We start from the raw sequence: 22,155 nt of genomic DNA, 5'->3' as shown, positions 1-22,155 counted from the left end.
GCGGCTGCTGGCGCACCGGTGATCGCCGAGATCGCCACCTGACGGCGGCCCAGGCCACGCTGTCGAACCGACAGCGTGGCCTTGACGACCAGATCAGGCGGGTACCGCCGCCTCGGCCACCACATTCACGACCCGACGGCCCCGCCGGTGACCGAACTGCACGTGCCCGGGCGAGAGCGCGAACAGCGTGTCGTCCTTACCGCGCCCGACCAGCTCACCCGGGTGGAAATGGGTCCCGCGCTGACGAACGATGATCTCGCCGGCCTTCACGTACTGACCGCCGAAGCGCTTCACGCCCAGCCGCTGCGCGTTCGAATCCCGCCCGTTGCGCGAGGAACTCGCGCCCTTCTTGTGCGCCATCCCGCTCAGGCCTTCCCGGTCTCGATGCCGGTCACCTTGAGACGCGTCAGCTTCTGGCGGTGACCCTGGCGCTTGTGGTAGCCGGTCTTGTTCTTGAACTTGTGGATCCGGATCTTCGGACCCTTGACGACGCCGACGACCTCGGCGGTGACCGCGACGGACGCGAGAGCGTCAGCGTCGTGGGTGACCGACTCGCCATCGACGAGCAGGAGCGCCGGAAGGTTCACGGCCGCGCCCGGCTCTCCGGGAAGGAGCTCGACGTCGACGACATCGCCGACGGCGACCCTGTGCTGCTTGCCGCCACTGGCAACGACCGCGTACACCAGATCTCCCTGCTGTTGTTATGCCGCTGTGACCGCACGGAACCCGGAACGGCGTTCCCCGCGGAGCTTTGGGTGCGCATGGGCCGCGATCGACCGGAACGCGGCCGATCGGCGGTCATCCAGCGAGCATTGCCCGATAGCGAGCATCGCTCAGTCCGGATGAGCATGCGGACTCCATCTTACAGGTCATCGGGAGTGGGGCGAAGGACCGCCCGCCGCATACCGCCCATTCCGTCCCGCGCATCCCCCGCATGGCAGTCACGCATCCCGCACGCGACGGGGCCCCGCCGGGCGGATCTCATCGCGGCTCCTCGCCCCGCTCATCCGGGTCATATCCAGGGATGACCCGGACGGGCCATGGTGTAGGCCGCCGAGGAGGGAGAAGCATGGAACGTCCACATGGCGGAGTTCCACGATGGATCGTGAGGCTTCGACGCCGGGAATGAGATCGCGTCGGGGGTGACGAGGATGTACTGGCAGCTGGTGGTCTGGGCCGCAGGAGCCGGTACCGCCGTCGCTCTGGCCGTCGTCTGCCGCCCGGCGGCCACCGCCGCCCGTCGTTATGGCTCGGTTCCCGGCACGGTCCCCGCCGCGACGGGCGCGCTGACCGTGCTGGTCGTCGTCGGTCTCACTCTCACGGCCTTCGCCGGCCTACCGCCCTGGGCAGGCGCCTGTTGGACGCTGGGCACCGCGGCCGCGGCCGGATGGATCGCGCTGCGCCGACGGGGTCCATCCGCTTGGGGGTTGCCCGATTCCGGGACGGAAGGCCGGCCGCCCGGTGGTCTCGAGGCGGGAGACGCAGGAGACGCGGCCGACCCCGCCGATGCGGCCTACACGGCCGACGAGCCGGTCCTACGCGGTCGGATGAGCCCGAGCCTCGCCGATCAGGACGATCTGGTGCAGTCGCTGACCATCGCCTCCTATGCCCTGCAGATGGGCGATCCAGGACGGGCCCGTCAGGCAGTCGAGGTAGCCCTGTCCCGTTCCCGGACCACCCTCGATCTGCTGCTGCGGGAGAATGCCGGCCGCGGGCTCGTGCGCCCGGGCCCGGCCGCCGGTCCGAGTCGGGCCGGGCCGACCGCCGCCTGAACGGCCGGTCCGGCTCTCCGCCAGGCCTCGATCAGCTCGGGGGCTCCGCCGAGGGCACGGACTCCAGCGACTCGGCCGGCTTGGACACCGGCCGGGAGGCCCGCCGCCGTCGGCTCCGGGCCGGTTTGCCCGCAGTGGGCAAGGCGTTGTCCGCGGTCGCGAGGCTGTCGGGATCATCGGAGTTGGCGTACACCGGCGGCAGGGCATCCTCGAAGCCGCCCGCGCCGGAGCCACCGCCGACGGGCACCTGCCCGTTCGACCCAGCTGGGGAGCCGGCTGCCACGGGTCCCGGGGCGGCGGCAGCCGCGGCCACGTCCGCCGGCCCTGCCGCACTGTCGGCCGCATGCGCGGGCACCGTATCCGCGGCGGTGACGCCCTCGCCAGCCATCGCACCCTCGCCAGCCGTCACGGCGACGTTCTCCGCGGCGCCAGGCGTCGATGATGCGACGGATCCGCCGGGTTCGCTGGATCCACCAGGTTCGCCGGACCCGGCGGACGCCTCGGATTCGGATACGGACGTGGGCCCGGCCGACGCGGCGGCGGCGATGATCGTGGGGTCATCGACGGCACGCGTGGACACGGCACGCGTGGACGAGGAGCGGGCCCGACGACCGGACCCGGGCCCCTCCGCCGGCGCGGGCGCGGGCACCGCCACCGGAGTCGGCTGACCGGCACCGGACACGATGGTCCCGCTCGGCACGCCGACTGCGGCGTGTGCACCGCTGCCGCCGTCGAGGTGGATGACCACCCCTCGGCCGTTGCAGTGCACGCACGGCTCGCTGTAAGCCTCCAGCAGGCCCTGCCCCACCCGCTTGCGGGTCATCTGGACCAGCCCGAGGCTGGTCACCTCGGCGACCTGGTGCCGGGTACGGTCCCGGCCAAGGCACTCGGTGAGCCGGCGCAGGACCAGTTCCCGGTTACTCTCCAGAACCATGTCAATGAAGTCGATGACGATGATGCCACCGATATCCCGCAGCCGCAGCTGACGGACGATCTCCTCGGCGGCCTCCAGGTTGTTCTTGGTGACCGTCTCCTCGAGATTGCCGCCCTTGCCGGTGAACTTGCCCGTGTTGACGTCGATGACCGTCATCGCCTCAGTCCGGTCGATGACGAGCGATCCACCCGAGGGCAGCCAGACCTTGCGGTCGAGGGCCTTGGCGAGCTGCTCGTCTACCCGGTACTCGGCGAAAACGTCACCGGTTCCGGTGTAGCGGCGGATCCGCGGCCGCAGATCGGGAGCCACTGTGTCGATGTACTCCTCGATCGTGGTGGCCTCACCTGAGCCCTGGACGACCAGCTCGGTGAAGTCCTCGTTGAAGATGTCCCGGATCACCCGGACGACCAGGTCCGGCTCGCCGTAGAGCAGCGAGGGCGCCGACGCCTTCTTCGCCTTGCGCTCGATGTCCTCCCACTGGGCGGCGAGCCGCTCGATGTCGCGTTCCAGCTCGGCCTCGCTGGCACCCTCGGCGGCGGTGCGCACGATGACCCCGCCGTCCTCGGGCGTGATTTTCTTCAGGATGCTCTTGAGCCGGGCTCGTTCGGTGTCCGGCAACTTGCGGCTGATCCCGGCGTTCTGCCCGTCCGGGACGAACACCAGGTACCGCCCCGGCAGGCTGATCTGGCTGGTGAGCCGCGCGCCCTTGTGCCCGATCGGATCCTTGGACACCTGGACCAGGACCGACTGGCCGGACTTGAGTACCTGCTCGATCTTGCGGGGCCGACCGTCCAGCCCGGAGGCGTCGTAGTTGACCTCGCCGGCATAGAGGACGGCATTGCGTCCTTTGCCGATGTCGACGAAGGCCGCCTCCATGCTGGCCAGCACGTTCTGCACTCGGCCGAGGTAGATGTTGCCCGCGTAGGACGCCGAGCTCGCCCGGGTCACGAAGTGCTCGACGAGTACCCCGTCCTCCAGCACGGCGATCTGGGTGCGGTCCCCCGCGTGGCGGACGACCATCCGGCGTTCGACTGACTCCCGCCGAGCCAGGAACTCCGCCTCGGTGACGATCGGCGGCCGACGCCGACCGCTGTCGCGACCCTCCCGGCGCCGCTGACGCTTGGCTTCCAGACGGGTGGACCCGCTCAGCCCCCGGACTAGGTCCTCGTCCTTGCGGGTCTCCCGGACGTGGACGACCGTGTTCGGCGGGTCGTCGGCGAGCGCCGGCTCGTCGCCGCCGGCGCGCCGCCGCCGCCGTCGTCGTCGGCGGGCCCCTCCCAGCCGGTCGTCCTCGTCCTCACCGTCACGCTCGGCGTTTTCCTCCGCCGCGCCGGGGGGCGTCTCGGCGCCCTCATCCGACGCGCCGGCCGGCACCGACCCGGTTCCCTGCCCGGCCGCGGACGAGCCGTCCGCACCGTCCGCGTCCTGCGCCACACCCTCGCGACCCGTGTCGTCCGCGGCCGCGACGCCGTCCTCCGGGCCGGACTCCACGCCGTCCTCCGGGCCGGACTCCACGCCGTCCTCGTCGCCCCGGGCCCGACCACGACCACGGCGACCACGGCGCCGACGGCGGGTGGAGGCCGAGCCGCCCCCGTCCGGGTCGTCGTCGAATTCGCTGTCCTCCTCGCCGCCCGCGAGGTCGCCCATCGTGTCAAGATCGGTCGTGTCGAGATCGGTCATGTCGGGATCGGTGACCACGTCCGCCTCGTCCCGGGGATGAGCCGGTGCCTCGGCATGCTGCCGCTCGGCGGACGGGAACGCCGTGCCCGCCACGGAGTCCACCGCGGTGGCGGCGGATCCGAGTTCGGCGGCACGCCGCCAGCGAGCCTCCACGACCGCCGGTTCGGGAGCCTGGAAGGTCACCATGGCGACCGGTCGCCGGAGCACGGGACGGATCGCCGGCTCGACGACCAGCTCGTTATGGATCCCGGCCCAGGTCGGAGCGGTCGCCCGCCTGGCCTTTGTCACCGCGCTCCGGCTGCTGCCGACCTCGGGCTCGGCAGAGCTCGACTCAGCGGTCGACTCCCGGGCCACCGGCTCGGCGACGCCGGGCTCATCGGTCCCGGGCTGCGCGGACTCCGGTTCCGCGGGCCCGGGCGTGTCGGGAGCCGACGCCATGGCGGCGGTCGAACCCGCGGGTACACCGACGGACCCGGTCGCACCGACATCCGGCATCGCCGGACCGAGAGCGGTCGCAGCGGCCGGGTCCGGCACCGCGGCAGCGGGCGTCATCAGTCCGGAGATGGCACGACGGGCCCTGGTCCGTTTCGGCTTCGCAGCGACATCCGGCGATACGACGTCCCGCGACACCTCCTCGGCGGGAGGGGCATCCTCGGCGGGAGGGGTGACCGCCACCTCGGTCACCTCACGCACCGCGCGGCGGCTGCGTGCCACCCGGGCGCGCCGCGCCGGCACCGGTCCGGTGGCCTCCGCCGTGTCGTGCGGGGCCGGGATGACAGTGACGGATTCGACGGTGGCGGGTTTATCGACCGGAACTGGTTCGCCGACCGGGGTGGTCGAGGGAGCGTCGACTTCGGCGGTATCCGCCGGTTCCATCCTGGCCCTGGTGGAGCCGCGGGCCGTCCGGGCGCGGGTAGTCGAACCAGCGTCCCGGCGCCGGCGCCGGCGCCGGCCCTCGGCCTGCGCCGAGGGCGCGTCGCCGGAGGTCTCGTCTGGAAGGGGCCCGCCCGGGACCTGGGCGACGGCCGGGTCCGGAACCGGATTCCCGGCTGGCGCCACATCGGTCACGCTCGGCCCGGCGGTGACATGCTCATCGACGGGTGGGCCTGCCGCTCGTCCCGCGGCCCTGCGCCTACGCGCTACCGGTCGGGTGGGCTCAGATTCAGTCTGGATAGTCAGATCGTCGTCGGGCACGGGTTAAGAAGCCTCTCGGGCTCCCGGGCGCGCTGCTCATGCAGTCGCGACCGCGCAGAAGCCGCTGTCTCGGTCCGGCGCGGGTACCGCCGGGAATCCTGCGACGCCCTGCAACACGCTGAGGTTCAACCCACCAGCCGGCCAGCGCCGTTGCGGTCCTGCGCCAGCGGGTCCGCCACAGTGCCGTCCTCACGCAGTCGGCCCTGTTCGAGCCGGGTGGACTCGGGCGGCACCGACGAGCGCAGGCCGGCTACCACGCCTAGGGCGGTCAGCACGTCGTCTGGTCGTACAGCGGGCGTCGTGTGCCGCACGACCATCTCTAGTATCGCACACGTGTCGTTCTCTGCGCGGCAAACGGCGGAGACCACTGCCGCGCGCACATCGAACCGTCGCCGGCCGTCCTTCGTCGCCCGCTCAACTTCGACCATGTCGCGGCGCAACAGCTCCCGCACGGCGGCGGAGACCTCCGGAGCTGAGGCACCCGGCAACCGTACCGACCACCGCGAGGCGTCGATCCGCTCGGCGAGGCCGCCGCCTTCCGCCCGGCGGCACGCGAGCACGTCCAGCCCCGGCGGAAGAACGGCGTCCAGGCCGACCCGCAGCGCATCCGGATCGACCGAGGCCGCCAGGGCCAGCTCGACGTATTCGGCCTCACTGGCCGCCCCGGTCGGCGCGGCGCCCAGCCACGAGATCCGCGGATGCGGACTGAATCCCGCCGAATAGGCCATCGGGACCCCGGCTCGGCGCAACGCGCGCTCGAACGTGCGCGCCACGTCCCGATGTGAGAGGAATCTCAGCCGGCCCCGCTTCGCGAAACGAAGTCGCACCCGTTCGACCACCGGCGGAGGCGGCGGTCCCTCAGGTCGCCGCGCCACTGCCCACCGGAGCCGGGGCGAGCCGCGACGCGGTCGCGGGATCGGGTTGAACGGCTGGCTGCGGTCGCTCGGCCTGCCCGGACCCGGGGCCCTGGAGGTTCGACACCGCAAGCACGGGGAGCAGTCGACGTCCGGTCGGGCCGATCTGGGTGTCGGTGCCCATCGTCGGGCAGACCCCGCAGTCGTAGCAGGGTGTCCAGCGACAGTCATCGAGCTCATTCCCGCTCAGCGATTCCTGCCAGTCGGCCCACAGCCAGTCCCGGTCGAGGCCCGCGTCGAGGTGATCCCAGGCCAGCACCTCGCGTTCGTCACGCTCGCGGGTGGTGAACCAGTCCAGCGACACCCCCAGCGGTCCGAGCTCCGCCGCGCACGCGGACTCCCAGCGTTCGAACGAGAAGTACTCGTTCCAGCCGTCGAAGCGGCCACCGTCCCGCCAGACCCGTTCGATCACCGCACCCACCCGGCGGTCACCGCGAGCCAGCAGGCCCTCGATGATGCCTGGCCGACCGTCGTGGTAACGGAAACCGATCGCCCGACCCACCTCACGATCGGCGCGCACGGCATCACGGAGCAGCTTCAGCCGAGCGTCGGTCACCTCGTGCGGCGCCTGCCCCACCCACTGAAACGGGGTGTGCGGCTTGGGCACGAACCCGCCGATCGACACGGTGCAGCGGATGTCGCGCTGCCCGCTGACCCGCCGACCGGCCCGGATGACCTCCCGGGCGAGGTCGGCGATCTCCAGCACGTCTTCGTCGGTCTCGGTCGGCAGGCCGCACATGAAATAGAGCTTCACCTGCCGCCAGCCGTGAGCGTAAGCGGTGCTGACGGTGCGGACCAGGTCCTCGGCACTGACCATCTTGTTGATGACCCGGCGCAGCCGCTCGGAACCGCCCTCAGGGGCGAAGGTCAGCCCGCTACGCCGGCCGTTACGGGAGAACTCGTTCGCGAGCGTGACGTTGAAGGCGTCCACCCGGGTGGACGGCAGGCTCAACGAGACGTTGGTGCCCTCGTACCGGTCGGCGAGACCGGTGGCGATCTCGCCGATCTCGGTGTGGTCCGCGCTCGACAACGACAGCAGGCCGACCTCGGAGAATCCCGTCGCGCGCAGCCCCGCGTCGACCATCGCACCGATGGTGGCGATGTTACGCTCACGCACCGGACGGGTGATCATCCCGGCCTGGCAGAACCGGCAGCCCCGGGTGCAGCCGCGGAAGATCTCCACGCTCATCCGCTCGTGCACCGTCTCGGCGAGCGGGACCAGCGGAGCCTTCGGATACGGCCAGGAGTCGAGATCGGACAGCGTGTGCTTGCTCGGCCGGACCGGCACGTCGTCCCGGTTGCGGGTGACCGACCGAATACGGCCGTCGGGCCGGTAGGAGACGTCGTAGAACGCCGGCACGTACACCAGGCGCCGACGGGCCAGCCAGTGCAACAGCTCGCCCCGGCCACCGGGACTCCCGGCCGCCTTCCAGGCGCGAACCACGTCGGTGATGCCCAGCACGGCCTGCTCGCCGTCGCCGAGCACGACGGCGTCGACGAACGTGGCGATCGGCTCGGGATTGAAGGCGGCATGCCCCCCCGCGATGACCAGCGGATCAGCGTCGGTGCGCTCGGCCGCGTGCAACGAGATCCCGGCAAGATCGAGTGCCGTCAGCAGGTTGGTATACCCGAGCTCGGTGGCGAAACTGATGCCCAACAGGTCGAAATCGCCCACCGCGCGGTGGGCGTCCACCGTGAACTGCGGCAGCCCGTGCTCGCGCAGCAACACTTCCAGGTCCGGCCACACCGAGTAGGTGCGCTCGGCGAGCACATCCGGCTGCTCGTTGAGGATCTCGTACAGAATCTGCAGCCCCTGGTTGGGCAGGCCGATCTCGTAGGCGTCCGGATACATCAGGCACCAGCGGACGGCAGCGGAGTCCCAGGGTTTGACCGTGGAGTTGCCCTCGCCTCCAACGTACTGCACGGGCCTTCGCACCCGCGGGAGCAGCGGCTCCAGGCGAGCGAACAGCGACTGTCCGGACATGCATGCGAGCCTACGGCACGCGCCAGGTCCACCTCGACGCTCGGCCGGCCCGGGAAACGCGGCCGGGCGGGAAGTGTGCAGCCGGGCGGGCTCAGGAGGCATACGGGTCCGATCGGGATCGCAGCCGCACGTTCTGCAGGAGCCCGACAGCGATCATGTTTGCGAACATCGACGAACCGCCGTAGGAGAGAAAAGGCAACGGCAGGCCGGTGACCGGCATGATGCCCAGGCACATGCCGATGTTGACGAACGCCTGGAAGGTGAACCAGGAGACGACCCCGGTGGCGACGAGCGTGCCGAAGGAGTCCTGCGAGTCGAAGCCGATTGACAGGGCCCGCCACAGAACCACGCCGAGCAGCACGATGATTCCGCCAGCCCCGAGGTATCCCAGTTCCTCCCCCGCGACACTGAACACGAAGTCTGTCTGCTGCTCGGGGACGAACTGGCCCTGGGTCTGCTGGCCGTGCAGCAGGCCCCGTCCGGAGATTCCGCCGTTGGCGATCGCGATCATCGCCTGGTCGACGTTGTAGCCCGTGCCGGACGATGCCTTGTTCTCGGAGACGAACGAGGTCAGCCGGGCCTCCTGATACGGCTTCAGGAGGTGGAACTGGAGGATCGCGCCGCCGAACAGCACACCGCAGAGGATCAGCCCCAGCACCCATCGGCGCGGCGCGCCGCTGACCGCCAGCATGCCGAGGGTGGTGAAGACCAGAACCATGACGGTACCGAAGTCCGGCTGCAACATGATCAAGCCGGTCGGGACCACGGTGAGCCCGAGCACGAGCAGCACGTCACCGTGGCCGGGGGCGCCGCGCCGGACTCCCGTGTGCCGGTCCTCGTGTTTCTCACCGAAGATCATCGCCACGCCGACCACGAGCGCCACCTTGGCGAACTCGGACGGCTGCAGCTGGAAGCCGGCAGGCAGCACAATCCACGAGTGCGCGCCGTTGATCGTCGAACCGAACGGGAGTACCGCGACGAGCCCGACGAGCGAGCCGAGATAGACGAAGGGCGCGTAGGCCCGCACCGCCCGGTAGTCGATGACGGTCGCAACCGCGCCGAGCACCAGCCCGATGGCCAGGTTCAGCAGGTGCCGATCGAGGAAGGTGTTGGGATCACTGCCCGCCTCGCTGAGCCGCTGGCGGGTCGCCGACCAGACCAGCAGAGCACCGAGAACGGACAACGCGATGACGCAGAGCTGCAGCGGCCAGTCGAGCCGGCGCAGCGGCGAGTGGGGTCCGGAAGCCCTCTCCCGCAGGTGCCCGATCCGCCCCCGGATGGGCACCGGAGACGATCGAAGTGCGGTGGGTCCCGCTTCGTCTACCACTGCGCCTCCCGCCACCACCGTCACGCCGACGCGACATTCACATCCTGGGCTCCCACCTCATCCCGAGGCCCCGCCCTCACGGCACAAGGTGGCCGTCAGGGTGGCGCCCGGCCCGTCGCCGTCGCGCCCGCGCCGCTGGTACCGGACAGGGGGCCGGCCAGGACCGGCGCCGATCCGGCCGGCGATGTCGGCGTCGCGGGGGCGGGCTGCGGTGACGACGCCGCGATCGTCCCGTCCCGGTTGATCTTCGGCGGCTCGGCCGGCGGTTTCCCACCCGGCATCGCCGCCGGCCGGCCGACACCGTAGATCGCCTGGTAGATCTGCTTGGCCACCGGAGCCGCGAACTCCGCGCCGGTCCCGGAGTCCGGGATGGTGACCACGACGGCGAACTGGGGGTCGTTCGCCGGCGCGAAGGAGGCGAACCAGGAGGTGTCCCCCTTGCCCTCGACCTCGGCGGTTCCGGTCTTTGCCGCGATCGGGACGACGTCGCTCGGCCAGTCCGCGAAGACGCCGGTGGCGGTGCCCCCGCCCTCCGTCGTCACCCCCCGCAGGCTGTCCCGGATGTAAGCAAGGTTCTCCGGTGAGACCGGCAGCGTCCCGGCCCGGCGCGGCGCGAAGGTCCTGACGACCTTGCCGTCCGGAGACACGGTGGCCTTGGCGAGGGTGGGCTTGTACAGGGTGCCGCCGTTGGCGATGGCCGCATAGGCGACGGCGAGCTGCAGCGGGCTCAGCGACAGGTACTGGCCCTGGCCGATCGCGAACTGGGCAGCGGCACCGGCGTTGTACAGATAGCCGTCGACGCACGCCTCGGCGGCGTACTTGCGGTACCGCTCGGCCTTGGCCGGGTCGGGCTCCTCCGGGTAGCCGTTCTTGGCCCGCCGGCAGTAGGAGTCCTTGAGCTCCGCCCAGATCGCCTTGGCGCCGGCGCGGTCGACGACGAAGCCCCGCGTTTCGCCGGGCAGGTCCAGCCCGGTGGTCCGGCCCAAGCCCATCGCCTGGGCCATCCTGACAAAGTACTCTTTCGGGGCGGAATAGGGCCCACGGCCGTTGCGCAGCCCGCCGTCCGCGAGCCAGGCGTCGTAGGCGAACTTGTCGAAGATGACGTCACAGGAGATGACCAGCGCCTGGTGCAGGGTGATCGGACCGGCCGACTGGCCGTCGAAGTTGTGGAAGACCTGGTCACCGATCTGCAGGCTGGGCGCGCAGTCGTAGAGGTCGTTCCCCTTGGCGCCCAGGTTCTGCAAGGCGACGGCGGCGGAGATGGCCTTGAAGGTGGAGCCGGCCGCCCCCGACCCCTGGTAGGCCCGCGAGAGCAGCGGGATGCCGTTCGCGGGATCGGACAGCGCCCGGTAGTCGTTCTCCGAGACCCCGCCGACGAAGACCGACGGGTCGTAGGACGGCAGGCTCGCCATCGCGACCACCCCGCCGGTGCGCACGTCCAGCACGACCGCGGAAGCGGTGCGCGGGCCGCCCCCGAGCTTGTTGATCGTGTCCGTCAGCGCCTGCTCGACCGCCTGCTGCACGTCGAGGTCAAGGTTGAGCACCAGGTGGTCACCGCTGAGCGGCGCGGTGGTCGACGCGGTACCGGCCACCCGGCCGAACCGGTCCACCTCCAGGCGTTCCACCCCGTCGGTGCCGCGCAGCTCGTCGTCATAGGTGCTCTCCAGGCCGGCAACGCCGATCAGGCTGTTGAGGTGGTAGCCCTTCTCATCCCCCTGCTTGTCGAGCTGGTCCTGACTGACCGGCGCGAGATAGCCCAGCTCGTGCGCGGCCAGCGCGCCATGCGGGTACTCGCGGACGGCCTGCAGGTCGGCGGAGACGCCGGGGAAGCGGTCGGGATGTTCGATGACGGCGAGGGCCTGCTGCGGGCTGACGTCCTCGGCGACCGGTACCGGCTGGTAGGGCGATCCGTTCCAGCAGGGCGGCTTCACCTGGGCGCTACAGAACCGGATCCGCCGGGCGAGCTCGTCCACGGGGGTGCCGATCACCGCGGCGAGGCGGGCGAGGACGGCCCGGCCCTGGTCGGCCTGCCGATCCGTGGTCGACCGGTTCACCGAGATGACCAGCGACGTACGGTTGCGGACGAGGGCCTGCCCCTTATCGTCAAGGATCATCCCCCGGGTCGCGGGCGTCACCACCTCGCGGACCCGGTTGGTCTCGGCGACCCGGCGGTACCGGTCACCGTCCAGGATCTGGAGTACCCACAGCCGCGCGCCGAGTGTGATGAGCAGGGAAACGACCAGCACGCGCAGCAGCAGGACGCGGACCCGCACCCGGTCGTTCATCGCGACTCCCGCCGCCGACCGCCGGCCAGCCGCCGGGAGCCCGCGAGCAGCAACGGGAACAGGAACGGGGTGAGCAGGAGGGCGTAGACGCCGGCCGCCAACGCCCGCAGCACAGCCTGACCTCCCGTCAACGCCGCCTCACCGAGGATCGAGGTGGTGGCGGCGTACCCGAGAGTGCCCAGCACACTCGCCCCACCGATCGCCGCCAGGGGAACCACCACCGACCGCTCCGCCGCATCCATCGCCAGTCCGACAGCGTAACCGATCAGACACAAAACGAGAGCAGTCTGACCGAGAACATGAGTGGAGGACAGATCGGCCAGCAATCCCGCCACGAAGCCGGCGACCGCGCCGAGCAGCGGCCCCTCGATCAGCGCGATCGCCGCCAACAGGACGAGCATGAGGTCGAGCCGGCCGCCGGGCAGGCTCAACCGGGCAATCACGGAGACCTGGAAGATCAGGGCGACGGTCAGGAGCACGACCGCGGCCACGACGGCGCGCCCGCGCAGGGTCTCCTCAGGGCCGGCGGTGCCCCACATCACGCTCAACCCGCTCCGCCCCGGACACCGGATGCCGCCCCGGCCGGTGATCCCCCCACCGGCGACCCGGCAGTGGGGGACGGCGGGGCCGGCGGGACAAGCGCAGCCGGCTCGGTCGGCACTGGCCTGGGCTTCAGTACCCGGTCGCCGGGGTCAGCCGGTGGCTTGCCAACCACCACTCCGACCAGGTCCAGAGTGCCGACCGACGCGTACGGTCTGACCTCGGCGGTCCGCGACAGACCATCGACGTCGGTGACCTTGGTGACTGCACCGATCGGGACGCCGGCGACGTAGTCGAGGCTGCCAAAGGTGACCAGCCGATCGCCCTTCTGCACCCGGTACGAGGCGTCGTACAGCGTGAAGGTCAACGTGCTTGGTCCCTGCCCACCGACCACGGCACCGAGCAGCTGGGTGCGTTCGAGCCGGGCTCCGATGTGACTGCCCGGGTCGCAGGCCAGCCGGACGATTGCGGTGTGCTCGGTCACGCCGGACACCGTGCCGACCAGCCCGTCGGCATTGAGCACGGTCTTGTCGACCACGATGCCGTCGGCCCTGCCGGCGTTGATGGTGACGGTCCAGTCCGTCCCCGTCACGTCACCGACCGCAATCACCTTTGCCGGCACGACGGTGTACTGGCCCTTATCTGCCAGCAAACGAAGATCTGCGAGTTCGGTTGACATCCGGCCGATCTCAGTGTCGTCGGCGATCTGGCGGCGCAGGCGGGCGTTCTCCTCCGCGAGTCGGTCCGCCCGGTCGTGATAGCGGTTCGGGTGCGTCAGGGAGGAGACGGTCCGGCCGATCGGGCGGGTGACCGTCGTAACGCCGTTCTCGACCCCCCCGAAGATCGAGTGCAGGACCCCGCGTGCTCCGGTGGCCGATCTCCCGGTCCGGTAGTCCAGGGTGATCAGGGTGAAGGCGACGATGAGCAGGGCGACGATCACCAGGCGGGATCGCCTCGTGCCACGGCCCACAACACCCTCCGAACACACTCTTGCGCGATCCGGTGCCACGCGGCGACGGCCACGCGGCACCAGGCGCCGCTCCGGCTATTCCAATGGGAAAGGATCGGTCCAATGGGAAGGGATCGGCAAGGGCCCTGCGCAACCGCCTAGCGCCGCGGCTCGGAGATCAGTACCTGCTGTAGGGCCTCGAACTCCTCCACGCACTTGCCCGACCCCATTGCAACCGAATGCAGCGGATTCTCCGCGATGTGGATCGGCATGCCGGTCTCCTGCCGCAGCCGCTCGTCGAGACCGCGCAGCAGCGCCCCGCCGCCGGTGAGGACGATGCCGCGGTCCATGATGTCGCCGGAGAGCTCCGGCGGGCAGCGGTCGAGGGTCACCTTCACCGCGTCGATGACCGCGTTGACTGGATCCTCGATCGCCTTGCGGATCTCCTCCGCCGTCACCACGATCGTCTTCGGCAGTCCAGTGATCAGGTCGCGCCCACGGATCTCGGCGCTGGGCTCGTCGGGAACCTTGTGCGCCGACCCAATCGCCATCTTAATCTCCTCGGCGGTGCGTTCGCCGAGCATCAGCGAGTACTCCTTCTTGACGTAGGAGATGATCGCGACGTCGAGTTCGTCCCCGGCGGTGCGGATCGACTGGCTGGTGACGATGCCGCCCAGTGAGATCACGGCGACCTCGGTGGTGCCCCCACCGATATCCACGACCATGTTGCCGGTCGGCTCGTGCACCGGCAGACCAGCGCCGATCGCCGCGGCCATCGGCTCCTCAATGATGTAGACCTTTCGGGCGCCGGCCTGGTAGCCGGCGTCCTTCACGGCCCGCTGTTCCACTCCCGTGATGCCGGAGGGCACGCACACGACCAGCCTGGGCTTGGCGAAATGGCGCCGCCGGTGCACCTTCTGGATGAAGTAGCGCAGCATCCGCTCGGTCGTCTCGAAGTCGGCGATGACGCCGTCCTTCAGCGGCCGCACGGCCACCACGTTGCCGGGCGTCCGGCCGATCATCCGCTTGGCGTCGGTTCCGACGGCGAGAATGCCCGAGGTGGTGGTGTTGATCGCGACCACGCTCGGTTCGTTGAGGACGATCCCGCGGCCGCGCACGTACACCAGCGTGTTGGCGGTACCGAGGTCGACGGCCATGTCACGACCGAGGAACGACAGCGAACTGGACATCGTCGGGTACCGACCTTCCCGGGGGATGCGGTCCTGGCCGCCTCCGGCGTGACCGACAGGCACGGCCTACCGAGGAGCCGGAGAAGCGCGTGGAACACGTACAGAGTTCGTAGATCGAACAGGACGACCCAGGCGCCCACCGGGGATTCGACCACGGCCACCGACCACGACCCTGTCGGTTACCGCGACCCACCGGACACGCTCCGGGCAAGTACTTGAAGGGTAGACCGACACCGGGCCCCTCGCCGCCCCGGTCGGTGATGGGCCGGTTTCGTGTCACCCTTGGGCCGGAACCGCCCTGCGCACACTCACGAATCACGAGGGCGACACGCCTACGGTCCCGGCCAGGCCCTGAGAGGCCACCCGAAATCCGACCGGCGGCGTCTCGGGGCATCTCGGGACCTCTCGGGAACGCCCCGGTCGGTGTGAACGGCTACGCGGTCAGCTCAGGCCCGGGAAGAAGAGGTCGATCTCCCGCTTGGCGGACTCCGGCGAGTCCGAGCCGTGCACGAGGTTCTGGCCGATCTCCAGCGCGTAGTCCCCACGCAGCGAGCCGGGCGCGGCCTTGACCGGATCGGTCGCGCCGATCAGCCCACGCGACGCCTCCACCGCACGCGCCCCCTCGGCCACGAGGGCCACCAGCGGCCCGGAGGTGATGAAGTCGACCAGTTCACCGAAGAACGGCTTGCTGGCGTGCTCGCCATAGTGCGTCTCGGCGACGGACCGCTCCAGCGTGCGCAGTTCGAGCGCCACCAGAGTGAGCCCCTTGCGCTCGAGCCGGCCGACGACCTCACCGACGAGGCCACGGCTGACGCCATCGGGCTTGACCAGGATGAGGGTGCGCTCGACGGACACGGTACTCCTTCTCGATCATCGACTTCGTCGTCCTTGACGAGGGACCCAAGGATCCCCCGTCAACTTACAGGGTGCCCACGCCCGCACCGTGACGGGACCGCGGCGTCCCGGAAACACCCCGCAACCGCATCAGGAACGCGTCGGGAACATGTCGGGAAACCCAGGAGGACGTGTCACGGGCGCAGCAACGCCCGGGCCCGACCCACGACAGATGCCGAACCAGTGATCACCACGCCGGCGCCCCCCAGATTGGCGTCCTCCTCGGCGATGCGCACCCCGGCGTCGATCGCGTCGTCCAACCGGGGTACGACCTCCACCCGGTCGGCGCCGAAGACACCCACGGCGACCGCGGCGAGACCGTCGACCGGCAGCGATCCGGGCCCGGCACCGGCGGTGACCACCACCGTGTTCAGGACCGGCTCCAGGACGGCCAGGAGCTCCGCCGCATCCCGCCCGCCACCACCGTCCCGAGCGGCGGCACCGTCCCGCGCCGCGGCGCCCTCGACCTCGCGCTCGATGGCGATGACCCCGACGAGGACGTCGAAGGTGAACGCCTCGTCGAGCGCCGCGGCCAGCGCGCCCGCCGCCACGGGCGAGTCGGCCACGTCAAGAATGATCGTCGGGGACCGGCGGACGACCTCCAGCCGGCCCCGGGAGTCCACCTCGGCGAAACCGGCGCGGACCGCATCGACGTCGAGCTGGTTGCGCCCGCCGCCGAGGAACGCCTCGACCGCGGCCAGCGCGACCGCTGCGTTGTGGGCCTGATGCGCGCCGTGCAGCGGCAGGAAGATCTCCTCGTAGGTGCCGCCCAGCCCCTTCAGTGTGATCATCTGCCCCCCGACAGCCACCTGCCGGCCGAGTACGCCGAACTCCAGCCCCTCCCGGGCGACCGTCGCCCCGGTCTCGGCGGCGCGCCGCAGCAGCGCCTGCGCGGCGGGCAGGACCTGCTGGGCCAGCACGACCAGGGTGTCGGCGCGGATGACCCCCGCCGTCCGCGCGATGATCCGGTCCAGGCCCGCCGCCGGCTCCCGCTCGCCCACCGCCACGGGGGTGACGACCGACACCGGCGCGTCGAGCAGTGCGCTCAGCTCGCCGGCGTCGTCCCAGCCGGACTCAATCACGGCGAGATCGGCGGGAGCGTCGGCGAAGGCGGCGAAGACCACGGCGGCAAGCAGCTCGAAGGCGCTCAGCCGGCCGTCGTCCTCGATCAGCGGCAGGTACGGCGCGATATCGGCGTAGGCGCGGCCGAGGACGTCGGGATCGATCGTGGCGCCGGCCAGCCCCACCCGCTGCTCGGCCCCAAGCCAGCCCGGCGAACTCAACGATCCCGCGCGGATGCCGAACGAGTGCAGCAGCGCGGTAAGGAGTCGAAATGAAATAACTTGCGCGTTTCGAACCCTCCACAGGCCTGTGACCTGCGATGATGCTCTCGATCACGTATTTGTTACTTCATTACGTCCCCTAATCGCCGACACCGTGGAGCTCTTCCCCACCGAGCCGGTCACCACAATGCTCGGAAGGGCCCGCTGCGGCTGGCCGAGCAGATCCAGCAGACGGCTCAGCCGGTCGAAGCCCGGCCGGGCGCGGACCTCGCGGCGCCGGGAGCACTCGGCCGCGAACGCGCGTGGGCCCTCCCGCTCATGATCAGGAGCATGGGCGGTTCCGGTGGTCCCGGCGGCGCCTGTCACATCCCCGATGGTACGGCCCGATGGTCCGGGTCCACCGGGTTCACTCCCGCCCACGCAAGTGCCCGCGCAGGTGCCCGCGCTCCCCCCCGCAGAGGACGCGTCCGGCGCACCTGCCCGCAGACTCCCGCGGACTACTGTCGACCCCAGGTCGAAGGAGGGCGAAACCAGCCGGTGAAGTGGAACCAGCCTGTGAAGTGGACGTACGAGTCGGCGTGGGTCGCCCTGAACAACACGGTGGATCTCGAGAAGCAGACGATGCCGGCGGGTCGGCCGGTGCCGAGCCTCGACCGGATGCGGGAGCTGGCGGGCCGGCTCGGGGATCCGCACCGGGCGGTTCCGCTGATCCATCTGACCGGCACGAACGGCAAGACCTCGACGGCGCGGATCATCTCGGCGCTGCTGGGCGCGGCGGGGCTGCGGGTGGGGCTGTACACCAGTCCGCATCTGGAGCGGGTGAACGAGCGCCTGGTCGTCGACGGCCAACCGATCGGCGACGAGGAATTCGGACGCTGCGTGGGCACCGTCCTGGACGCGGCCGCCCCGATGAGCGGACGGCCCACCTTCTTCGAGCTGCTGACGGCCACCGCCTTCCGATGGTTCGCCGACCTGGCCGTCGACGTCGCCGTGGTCGAGGTGGGCCTGCTCGGCCGCTGGGACGCCACGAACATCGCCGACGGGCGGGTCGCGGTCGTCACCAGCATCGGCGCGGATCATCTGGACTACGCCGGGAGTATGGCGGGCGTGGCCCGCGAGAAGGCCGGGATCGTCAAGCCCGGCAGTCACCTGGTGCTCGGCGAGGTGGACCCCCGCTTCTACGACATCTTCGCCCGGACCCCGGCCACGGATATCCTGCGGCTGGGCCAGGACTTCGCCGCGGTCGCCGGCCACCCGGACGCGGCGGGTCGACGGGGCGGTTTCCGCACCCCGCAGGCGCGCTACGACGACGTGCGGCTGTCCCTGCACGGTGCCTATCAGGATGCCAACGCGGCGTGCGCCCTGGCCGCCGTGGAGACCTTCGCCGGTCATCCCCTCCCCGACGCCGTGGTCCGGACCGGTCTCGGGGGCGTCCGGGCGCCGGGACGCCTGGAAATCGTGCGCGCACAGCCGCTGTGCGTGCTTGACGGGGCGCACAACCCGGCAGCGGGCGCGGCGCTCGCCCGGTCCTTGGGTGAGGAGTTCCCCGGGCGGGAGTGGACCGTCGTCTACGGGGCGCTGCGCGGTCACGACTACGAGGGGACTCTCGCGGAACTGCGCCACCAACCGATCAGCTCGCTGATCGCCTGCGAACCGGCGTCACCGCGGGCCATCCACGCCGAGCGCCTGGTCTCCGCGGCGCGGGCGCGGGGGATGCCGGCCCACGCTGCCTCCGACGTCGGCTGCGCCGTCCGCCACGCCCTGCGGGACGCGGCGGGGCCGGGTGGGGCGATCCTGGTGACCGGGTCCTTCTACCATCTGGCTGAGGCCCGCCGGACCCTGACCGCGCTGGACCCGACGCACGGGATGCACTGAGTGGGCGCCGGGTGGGCGCCGTCAGGCCGACTTCTCCTGGCGGGGAGGCCGCTTGGACACGACGTCGCGCGGGACCAGCGTCGGATTGACGTGCTCCAGCACGACCTCGCGGGTGACGACGACCCGGGCCACGTCCTTGCGGCTCGGGATGTCGTACATCACCGAGAGCAGGACCTCTTCCATGATCGCTCGCAGCCCGCGGGCACCGGTCCCACGCAGGATCGCCTGGTCCGCGATGGCCTCGAGCGCGTCCGAGGTGAAGTCGAGGTCGACGCTGTCCAGCTCGAACAGTCGCTTGTACTGGCGGACGAGGGCGTTCTTCGGCTCGGTGAGGATGCGGATCAGCGCCTCCCGATCCAGGTTGGACACGCTGGTGATCACCGGGAGCCGGCCGATGAACTCCGGAATCATGCCGTACTTCAGCAGGTCCTCGGGCATGATGTCGCCGAAGACGTCGGATCCGTCCGGGTCGTCCTTGCCGTGCAGTACGGCGCGGAACCCCAGCGACTTCTTGCCGATCCTCGACTCGATGATCCGGTCGAGCCCGGCGAACGCCCCGCCCACGATGAACAGCACGTTCGTCGTGTCGATCTGGATGAACTCCTGATGCGGGTGCTTGCGCCCGCCCTGTGGCGGCACGCTGGCCGTGGTGCCTTCGAGGATCTTCAACAGGGCCTGTTGCACGCCCTCACCGGACACGTCCCGCGTGATGCTCGGGTTCTCCGACTTCCGGGCGATCTTGTCGACCTCGTCGATGTAGATAATCCCGGTCTCGGCCTTTTTGACGTCATAGTCGGCGGCCTGAATGAGTTTGAGCAGAATGTTCTCGACGTCTTCCCCGACGTAGCCCGCCTCGGTCAGCGCGGTGGCATCGGCGATGGCAAACGGGACGTTGAGCATTCGCGCGAGAGTCTGGGCGAGCAGCGTCTTGCCGCAGCCCGTCGGCCCGAGCAGCAGGATGTTGCTCTTCGCGAGCTCGACCTCGCCCTTGCTCCCGTCACCGCTGGATCCGCCCGCCTGGACCCGCTTGTAGTGGTTGTAGACCGCGACGGAGAGGGTCTTCTTCGCCGTCTCCTGCCCCACCACGTAACTGTCGAGGAACTCGTAGATCTCGCGTGGCTTGGGCAGTTCGTCCCACTTGAGCTCGGAGGATTCGGACAGCTCCTCCTCGATGATCTCGTTGCAGAGATCGATGCACTCGTCGCAGATATAGACGCCAGGGCCGGCGATGAGCTTCTTCACCTGCTTCTGCGACTTACCGCAGAACGAGCACTTGAGCAGGTCACCGCCATCACCGATGCGTGCCACCGAGGACTCAGTCCCTTCGTCCAGACGATGGTGTCGCCTGCATGTCAGGGGCGGTTGACACCGCCCAGTCGTCGCGTGTCTGCCTGCAACCATCCCCGTGGGGACGGTACCCCGCCGAGCCGTCCGGTGAGAGCCCAATCGCTCGGCTCATACCGGTCAGCCTACGGTCACCTTGGCCGTCCTCGCCCGTCCACGCAGTCCCATGAGGCCATCGCGTCACGGACGAGAACTGCTGACCGGGTTTCACCGCGTCGGCGCGTCGGGTGTGGTAGCGGCCGACGGCCGACGACCGCGTGCCGGCCTCGCGAGACGTCACGCCTCGCGAGGCTCCGACCGCGGGGTCGGACCGCCGGCCCGGCACCTCAGCGAGCGGTGGCGAGCCGGGAGGACTTCCGGGTCTTGATGACCTCGTCGATCAGGCCGTACTCCTTGGCCTCGTCGGCACTGAAGATCTTGTCACGCTCGATGTCCTTGCGGATGTCCTCTTCCTTCTTGCCGGTGTGGACGGCGAGCATCCGCTCCAGCAGGGACCGCATCCGCAGGATCTCTCGCGCCTGGATCTCGATGTCGCTCGACTGGCCCTCGCCCTGCGCCGACGGCTGGTGGATGAGGATCCGGCTGTTCTCCAGCGCGAACCGCTTCCCCGGCGTGCCCGCCGCCAGCAGCACCGCTGCCGCCGACGCCGCCTGCCCCATGCAGATCGTCGAGATGTCCGGCCGCACGAACTGCATCGTGTCGTAAATCGCCGTCAACGACGTGAACGACCCACCCGGCGAGTTGATGTAGATCGAGATGTCCCGGTCGGGATCCTCGGACTCCAGGAACAGCAACTGCGCCATCACGTCGTTCGCCGACACATCATCGATCTGCACACCGAGGAAGACGATCCGCTCCTTGAGCAGCTTCGAGTACGGATCCATGCCGTACTCGCCGCGGGAGGTTTTCTCGATGATGTTCGGCAGGACGTAGCGGCCCTGCGACTGGGCGGCTGCCTGGCGGGCCTGCTCGTGCCGCATCTGCTGGTACAGCGTGTCGTGGAACATGGTGGCTGCCTCCGGGACGGATGACGACGGTTCGATCCGGTGAGCGGGGGCTCCGCTCAGCTCACCGGGCCTTCGCTGGGGACCTGGCGGGCCTGCTGGACGACGTGGTCGACGAAGCCGTAGTCCTTGGCCTCCTCGGCGGTGAACCACCGGTCCCGGTCGGAGTCGCGCTCGATCTGCTCGATCGGCTGACCGGTGTGGAAGGCGATGCGCTCCTGCATCATCCGCTTGGTGTAGAGCATCTGCTCCGCCTGGATGGCGATGTCGGAGGCGGTGCCCCCGATCCCACCGGACGGCTGGTGCATCATGATCCGCGCGTGCGGCAGGGAGTAGCGCTTACCCGACGCACCGGCGCAGAGCAGGAACTGCCCCATCGACGCGGCGAGACCGAGCGAGACGGTCGCGACATCGTTCTCGACGAACTGCATGGTGTCGTAGATCGCCATACCGGCGCTCACCGACCCACCCGGCGAGTTGATGTAGAGGAAAATGTCGCGGGTCGGATCCTCCGCGTTGAGCAGCAGGAGCTGCGCACAGATCGCGTTGGCGATCGAGTCCTCGACGACCGAGCCGAGGAAGACGATGCGGTTGGCCAACAGACGGTTGAAAACCTGGTCGTCGAACGCGGGTCCACCCTGACCGGGTGCACGAAGGTCCGGACCCGGAACCGGCAGGCGCGGGGCTGCGATGTTACTCACGGTCAGCTCCTCGACTTCCTCACATGGGGCGGCTGATTGACCGGCTCGACACTATCTGTGACACGCCCCAGTTCCCGCCCTTCCCGCCCGATGTTCGCGCTGGGCGTGAGGACGGGCCAGTCCGGCCGGCCCGGGGCCGGTGGGCGCTCATGGCCAGCCGGGCGCGGGCTGGTTCGGCGCGGCGCCGTCCGGTCACGGAAGGCGGCGATGGTGAGACGAACAGCGGGGGCTGGCCACGGTTCCGGGTGGGAACGGTGACCGGATCTGTCGCTGATCTTGTGATCG

The 22,155-nt window shown here is 70.2% G+C and carries 18 protein-coding genes; 2 read left to right on the top strand and 16 right to left on the bottom strand.

Annotated features, from left to right (window positions below; genetic code table 11):
* Positions 1-93 precede the first annotated feature (93 nt).
* A complete protein-coding gene (gene rpmA, locus AC08OQ_RS04515) occupies positions 94-360 on the bottom strand; it encodes a 50S ribosomal protein L27 (RefSeq protein WP_462186088.1) in 267 nt (88 codons plus the stop codon).
* Positions 361-365: 5 nt separating this feature from the next.
* On the bottom strand, positions 366-683 hold the full coding sequence (rplU, locus tag AC08OQ_RS04510) for a 50S ribosomal protein L21 (RefSeq protein WP_462186089.1): 318 nt from the start codon (positions 681-683) through the stop codon (positions 366-368).
* Positions 684-1,151: 468 nt separating this feature from the next.
* Between rplU and AC08OQ_RS04505 the strand changes: the two genes are divergently transcribed.
* Complete coding sequence (locus AC08OQ_RS04505) at positions 1,152-1,772, top strand: MFS transporter (protein WP_462202589.1); 621 nt, start codon at positions 1,152-1,154, stop codon at positions 1,770-1,772.
* 31 nt (positions 1,773-1,803) lie between these two features.
* Here AC08OQ_RS04505 and AC08OQ_RS04500 read toward each other — a convergent pair whose 3' ends face one another.
* The 11 genes from AC08OQ_RS04500 to AC08OQ_RS04450 form a co-directional block, all read right to left on the bottom strand.
* A complete protein-coding gene (locus AC08OQ_RS04500; RefSeq protein WP_476599205.1) occupies positions 1,804-5,262 on the bottom strand; it encodes an Rne/Rng family ribonuclease in 3,459 nt (1,152 codons plus the stop codon).
* A 443-nt stretch (positions 5,263-5,705) separates the two neighbouring features.
* Complete coding sequence (locus AC08OQ_RS04495) at positions 5,706-6,455, bottom strand: TIGR03936 family radical SAM-associated protein (RefSeq protein WP_476599201.1); 750 nt, start codon at positions 6,453-6,455, stop codon at positions 5,706-5,708.
* Positions 6,439-8,478, bottom strand: coding sequence for a TIGR03960 family B12-binding radical SAM protein (locus AC08OQ_RS04490; protein ID WP_476611914.1), 2,040 nt, complete (start codon positions 8,476-8,478; stop codon positions 6,439-6,441). The genes AC08OQ_RS04495 and AC08OQ_RS04490 overlap by 17 nt, the downstream gene beginning before the upstream one ends.
* Before the next feature lie 91 nt (positions 8,479-8,569).
* Complete coding sequence (gene rodA, locus AC08OQ_RS04485) at positions 8,570-9,805, bottom strand: rod shape-determining protein RodA (protein WP_462186092.1); 1,236 nt, start codon at positions 9,803-9,805, stop codon at positions 8,570-8,572.
* A gap of 95 nt (positions 9,806-9,900) precedes the next feature.
* On the bottom strand, positions 9,901-12,090 hold the full coding sequence (gene mrdA / locus AC08OQ_RS04480; RefSeq protein ID WP_476600396.1) for a penicillin-binding protein 2: 2,190 nt from the start codon (positions 12,088-12,090) through the stop codon (positions 9,901-9,903).
* Positions 12,087-12,629: a rod shape-determining protein MreD gene (gene mreD, locus AC08OQ_RS04475; RefSeq protein WP_476600402.1), complete on the bottom strand. Its 543-nt coding sequence runs from the start codon at positions 12,627-12,629 to the stop codon at positions 12,087-12,089. The genes mrdA and mreD overlap by 4 nt, the downstream gene beginning before the upstream one ends.
* Positions 12,630-12,634: 5 nt before the next feature.
* Complete coding sequence (gene mreC / locus AC08OQ_RS04470) at positions 12,635-13,600, bottom strand: rod shape-determining protein MreC (RefSeq protein WP_476592183.1); 966 nt, start codon at positions 13,598-13,600, stop codon at positions 12,635-12,637.
* A 137-nt stretch (positions 13,601-13,737) separates the two neighbouring features.
* Positions 13,738-14,769, bottom strand: coding sequence for a rod shape-determining protein (locus tag AC08OQ_RS04465; protein ID WP_011435655.1), 1,032 nt, complete (start codon positions 14,767-14,769; stop codon positions 13,738-13,740).
* Between the two features lie 441 nt (positions 14,770-15,210).
* Complete coding sequence (gene ndk, locus AC08OQ_RS04460) at positions 15,211-15,624, bottom strand: nucleoside-diphosphate kinase (RefSeq protein ID WP_476600395.1); 414 nt, start codon at positions 15,622-15,624, stop codon at positions 15,211-15,213.
* Positions 15,625-15,797: 173 nt separating this feature from the next.
* Complete coding sequence (locus AC08OQ_RS04455; RefSeq protein WP_476611913.1) at positions 15,798-16,946, bottom strand: glutamate ligase domain-containing protein; 1,149 nt, start codon at positions 16,944-16,946, stop codon at positions 15,798-15,800.
* A 111-nt stretch (positions 16,947-17,057) separates the two neighbouring features.
* Complete coding sequence (locus AC08OQ_RS04450; RefSeq protein WP_476611912.1) at positions 17,058-17,312, bottom strand: hypothetical protein; 255 nt, start codon at positions 17,310-17,312, stop codon at positions 17,058-17,060.
* A 189-nt stretch (positions 17,313-17,501) separates the two neighbouring features.
* Here AC08OQ_RS04450 and AC08OQ_RS04445 point away from each other — a divergent pair, with 189 nt between their 5' ends.
* Positions 17,502-18,821, top strand: a complete 1,320-nt coding sequence (locus tag AC08OQ_RS04445) for a bifunctional folylpolyglutamate synthase/dihydrofolate synthase (protein WP_476600391.1) — start codon at positions 17,502-17,504, stop codon at positions 18,819-18,821.
* 21 nt (positions 18,822-18,842) lie between these two features.
* Here the strand turns inward: AC08OQ_RS04445 and clpX are convergent, their stop codons facing one another.
* The 3 genes from clpX to AC08OQ_RS04430 all read right to left on the bottom strand — a co-directional run bounded on the left by clpX (position 18,843) and on the right by AC08OQ_RS04430 (position 21,870).
* Positions 18,843-20,129 carry an ATP-dependent Clp protease ATP-binding subunit ClpX gene (gene clpX, locus AC08OQ_RS04440; RefSeq protein WP_462186098.1) on the bottom strand — a complete coding sequence of 429 codons (1,287 nt, stop codon included), beginning with the start codon at positions 20,127-20,129 and terminating at the stop codon, positions 18,843-18,845.
* Positions 20,130-20,491: 362 nt separating this feature from the next.
* Positions 20,492-21,145: an ATP-dependent Clp protease proteolytic subunit gene (locus AC08OQ_RS04435; protein ID WP_476600400.1), complete on the bottom strand. Its 654-nt coding sequence runs from the start codon at positions 21,143-21,145 to the stop codon at positions 20,492-20,494.
* A gap of 83 nt (positions 21,146-21,228) precedes the next feature.
* The gene (locus AC08OQ_RS04430) at positions 21,229-21,870 is read right to left on the bottom strand and encodes an ATP-dependent Clp protease proteolytic subunit (protein WP_011435649.1); all 642 of its coding nucleotides are present in this window, start codon (positions 21,868-21,870) and stop codon (positions 21,229-21,231) included.
* Positions 21,871-22,155: the final 285 nt, after the last annotated feature.

It is taken from the genome of Frankia sp. CcCS3 (assembly GCF_977927575.1).
This window is presented reverse-complemented; position numbering and strand designations above follow the sequence as displayed.